This is a genomic window from Rhodococcus sp. FG69, from assembly GCF_057808915.1.
On the sequence record NZ_JBMDIX010000086.1, the window covers coordinates 1 to 3298 of the forward strand.

3 protein-coding genes and 1 pseudogene are annotated in these 3298 nt (G+C 61.6%); 3 read left to right on the forward strand and 1 reads right to left on the reverse strand.

What is annotated here, in order from left to right; all coding sequences use genetic code 11:
* Window positions 1-10 precede the first annotated feature (10 nt).
* Window positions 11-319 carry a sigma factor-like helix-turn-helix DNA-binding protein gene (locus ACODSO_RS28990; RefSeq protein WP_489040052.1) on the reverse strand — a complete coding sequence of 103 codons (309 nt, stop codon included), beginning with the start codon at window positions 317-319 and terminating at the stop codon, window positions 11-13.
* A 123-nt stretch (window positions 320-442) separates the two neighbouring features.
* Between ACODSO_RS28990 and ACODSO_RS28995 the strand changes: the two genes are divergently transcribed.
* The 3 genes and pseudogenes from ACODSO_RS28995 to ACODSO_RS29005 all read left to right on the forward strand — a co-directional run.
* Entirely contained in the window at window positions 443-1303 is an 861-nt protein-coding gene (locus ACODSO_RS28995; RefSeq protein ID WP_068380599.1) for an MIP/aquaporin family protein, read from the forward strand.
* The gene (glpK, locus tag ACODSO_RS29000; protein WP_489040053.1) at window positions 1300-2817 is read left to right on the forward strand and encodes a glycerol kinase GlpK; all 1518 of its coding nucleotides are present in this window, start codon (window positions 1300-1302) and stop codon (window positions 2815-2817) included. Before ACODSO_RS28995 ends, glpK begins: the two co-directional genes overlap by 4 nt.
* Window positions 2814-3248, forward strand: a pseudogene (locus tag ACODSO_RS29005) (FAD-dependent oxidoreductase); the annotation flags it as partial. The gene glpK and the pseudogene ACODSO_RS29005, both read left to right, overlap by 4 nt.
* Window positions 3249-3298: the final 50 nt, after the last annotated feature.

The window sequence follows — 3298 nt, forward strand, 5'->3', positions numbered from 1 at the left end:
AGAAAACCAATTAGCTATCGCATAGACGCTGGACTGCTATCGGGGGCCCAACCACGGGGACTACGTGTGCACGAATGTCGTAGCGATCGGCGAATGCTTGTTCGATACGCGGCGCCTGCCCGAGCGGCGTCGAGACTTTGATTTCCACGAGTCCCGACGCCCGCGCGAACGTGATCAGTCGTGAGACTGTCGAACGAGATACGCCCAGCTCACGACCGATGGCCGCCATCGTCAGGTCCTGGAAGTAGTACAACCGCGCGGCCTGCGTGGCTTGGCCGATTCGCAGATCGGTTTCTGGGAGAGGTCTTCCGTCGTGCACATATTGCAGTGTAAGGCGCGACATTGCACATATGTGCACAGGTTTTGAAACGTAGTGCACGCCACCTACCGTGGGGACCGCACGCAATGTGGCGTGCATCACTTAGCTTTTGGAGGCTCGAAGATGACGCGTAAGGACGCGGAGTGGAGTTTGCCGGCTCAGATGGCTGCCGAATTCGCCGGCACGATGATTTTGATCCTTTTCGGCGCAGGTGTCGTGGCACAGGTTGTCTCGGGCGGTGCCGACGGCAGCCTCGGCGGCCACGATTCCATTGCCTGGGCGTGGGGCCTGGGAGTGATGTTCGGCATCTACGTCGCGGGCCGAATCACCGGCGCGCACTTGAATCCCGCTGTGACTTTTGCATTCGCGCTCTTTCGTGGGTTCGAGTGGCGGAGAGTCGCGCCCTACGTTCTGGCGCAGACAGCAGGCGCATTCGTCGGTGCCCTGCTCGTACGGTGGAACTACGACGACATGATCAACGCGATCGATCCCGGCCACACCACCGCGACGCAGACGATCTTCTCGACGTTGCCGGGCAACGGAACGCTGCCGGTCAGTGTGAGCTCGGCGCTGATCGACCAGATCATCGGCACCGCGATTCTGCTGTTCTTGATTGTGGCGGTGACGGATTCGCTCGGTACCGCTCCGATGGCCAACTTGGCGCCGTTCATCGTCGGCCTCATCGTCGTCGGTATCGGTTTCGCCTGGGCGACCAATGCGGGATACGCGATCAATCCCGCCCGAGATTTCGGACCTCGCCTGGCGTCGTTCTTCACCGGATACGGTGGAGCGTGGCGCGATCAGTACGGAGGCCTGTACTTCTGGGTCCCTATCGTCGGGCCCCTCGTAGGCGGACCTATAGGAGTGTTCTTGTACGACCTGCTCATCGGCAAGAGCCTGCGGAAGCAAGAAGGTTCGGCGCCCGAGGCGCCGTCACGGCTGCCGGAACTAGTGACAACCCAGACATCAGGAGAGAAGTCATGACCGACTCGACACGTCAGTACGTCGCTGCGATCGACCAAGGAACGACGTCCTCACGGTGCATGATCTTCGATCACGCGGGCACCGTCATCGCCTCCGATCAGAAAGAGCATCGACAGATCTTTCCGCAGGCAGGATGGGTCGAGCACGACGCAGCGGAGATCTGGGACAACGTCCGCGCCGTGGCAGCAGGTGCAATGGCCGCAGCCGACCTGACGGGCAAGGATATTGCCGCAGTGGGTATCACGAACCAGCGCGAGACGACGTTGGTCTGGGATCGCGCGAGTGGCAAGCCGATCTACAACGCCATCGTCTGGCAGGACACCCGCACAGACCGCATCGTGACGGCGCTCGGGGACGGTGACGCCAACAAATACACCGCAACAACAGGACTACCCTTGGCCACCTACTTCTCCGGACCGAAGGTGAAGTGGATCCTCGACAACGTCGACGGTGCACGTGCGAAGGCCGAAGCGGGCGAGCTGTGCTTCGGCAACATGGACACCTGGGTCCTATGGAACATGACGGGCGGCACGGACGGGGGTCTGCACTACACCGACCCGACCAATGCCTCTCGTACGCTTCTGATGGATCTGGACACCCTGCAGTGGGACGAAGCCATCTGCGCCGACATGGGTATCCCACTCTCCATGCTGCCCGAGATCAAGTCCAGCTCCGAGGTGTACGGCACCGGCCGGGAACGCGGACCGTTTCGTGGTGTGCCCATCGCAGGCATCCTGGGTGATCAGCAGGCAGCAACCTTCGGTCAGGCGTGCCTGTCTCCGGGTGAGGCCAAGAACACTTACGGCACAGGCAATTTCGTGCTCCTCAACACCGGGACCGAAAAGGTGATGAGCAAGAACGGACTTCTGACGACGGTGTGCTACAAGATCGGCGACCAACCGACGGTTTACGCGCTCGAAGGTTCCATTGCCGTCACCGGCTCGCTGGTGCAGTGGCTTCGAGACAATCTGGGCATGATCTCCGACGCGGCAGACATCGAAACCGATGCCCGCTCGGTGGAGGACAACGGCGGCGCCTACTTCGTTCCCGCGTTCTCCGGGCTGTTCGCACCGCACTGGCGGGCAGACGCGCGCGGTGCAATCGTGGGGTTGACGCGTTTCGTCAACAAGGGCCATCTCGCACGGGCGGTTCTCGAGGCCACTGCATATCAGACGCGTGAGGTCATCGAGGCCATGAACGCGGACTCCGGTGTCGATCTGGAGGTGCTCAAGGTCGACGGCGGCATGGTCGTCAACGAGCTGTTGATGCAGTTCCAGGCGGACATACTGGGCGTCGATGTGGTGCGGCCCGTGGTCGCCGAAACCACCGCTCTCGGAGCGGCATACGCGGCCGGCCTCGCCGTCGGCTACTGGGCGAGCGAAGAGGACATTCGCGAGAACTGGGCCGAGGACAAGACCTGGACGCCGTCGATGGACGAGGACCAACGGGCGAAGCTCTACGCCGGATGGAAGAAAGCAGTAACGCGAACTTTGGATTGGGTTGATGAAGAATGAGTTCCACCACGACGGCGCTGTCGCCGGCGGCACGTACCGAATCCCTCGCCCGAATGGAATCGGAGGAACTCGACATTCTGGTCATCGGCGGCGGGGTCGTCGGCGCGGGCACAGCATTGGATGCTGTGACCCGTGGACTGAAGGTCGGGTTGCTCGAAGCTCGTGACTACGCAGCCGGCACCTCCAGCCGCTCGAGCAAGCTCTTCCATGGTGGGCTGCGGTACCTCGAACAGTTCAATTTCTCTCTGGTGTTCGAGGCATTGAGGGAGCGTTCGCTGGTGCTGAACACGTTGTGTCCGCACCTTGCTCGTCCGGTTCCCTTCATCTATCCGCTCGAGAAGATCATCGATCGCGGCTACGTCGGGCTCGGGATCGGCGTGTACGACGCCATGGGTGCAGGGCGCGGCGTTCCAGGTCACCACAAGCACCTAGTAGTACTTTGTTAGGTCGGCGTGTCGGCTCGAGTTTTCCGTCGATTCTC